The following is a 789-nucleotide window of genomic DNA, read 5'->3' on the forward strand; positions in this document are numbered from 1 at the left end:
CAGGTCACTGATTCATCCGCTTCATTCCTACAACGTATCAGCTATTGGGCTGTTGAGCCAAAGTGGACAACTAGCGATAATGACTAAGAGATGTTGTGAAATGTCTACCGTAATTTTTACGGTAAATTGGTTTCGTCGATCTCATCGATCCGTTTGGCGAGTAGCTGAATCAGTTCCTGTACGGTGATTTCACTCTCCTGAAGGAGGGTTGTATCAGCAGCATATTCGATCGCCTCAGCGTAGCTGGAGTGATCATGGCTCGCCATGATCTGCGTCAGCTTCGTTGCTACGCTATCGCTGATTGTGACCGTCGTGTATCCATCTGGAGGCATATTTGATCAAGTGGCTAATTTACGGTAAAACTTACGGTAAATCATCCCGCTACCTTCAGAACTTACCTGGGTCATTAAAGTCGGAGCAGCTCTCGCCAAACAGCCATCGGCGCTCGATCAAGGGATTTGCACAGCGCAGATGGACCAATGAACTCGCCGCGCTCGAGGACGAGCGCGGCTCGAACACGTTCCATCTCCTCGGCCCAGTCGAGGACTTCGGCGAGTGTCGCGTCCATGTGTTCACGGAGAAAGTGCAGGACGGCGTGCTTCCAGCCGGCAACTCCGTTGCCGGCAGGATCGCTGATCTGGATCAGCGCTGCATCAGTAAGCTTTCGTGCAATCGAGACAGCCTGTTTGACGAAGCGGAAGAGAATCTTCTGCACAAAGACTCCTCTTCCGCTTCATCTCAATCGTTCTAACGACTCACCCCGACGCCGTCGGCGGATTCAATAGAGCT

1 protein-coding gene and 1 pseudogene are annotated in these 789 nt (G+C 51.8%); both read right to left on the reverse strand.

The features are described from left to right. Positions 1 to 116 precede the first annotated feature (116 nt). Positions 117 to 332 (reverse strand): hypothetical protein, encoded by a 216-nt coding sequence (locus tag PHA81_RS20825; RefSeq protein ID WP_273838803.1) that lies wholly within the window; start codon positions 330 to 332, stop codon positions 117 to 119. Positions 333 to 409: 77 nt separating this feature from the next. After that, positions 410 to 715 (reverse strand): annotated as a pseudogene (locus PHA81_RS20830) (IS5/IS1182 family transposase); the annotation flags it as partial. Between the last annotated feature and the right edge of the window lie 74 nt (positions 716 to 789).

The sequence above is a fragment of the Halococcus sp. PRR34 genome (assembly GCF_028617175.1).
In the GTDB taxonomy this organism is placed as follows: Archaea; Halobacteriota; Halobacteria; order Halobacteriales; family Halococcaceae; genus Halococcus; species Halococcus salifodinae.

Excerpts from the sequence above, each read along its gene's own strand:
- PHA81_RS20825 (WP_273838803.1), bottom strand. The coding sequence starts at position 332 with ATGCCTCCAGATGGATACACGACGGTCACAATCAGCGATAGCGTAGCA.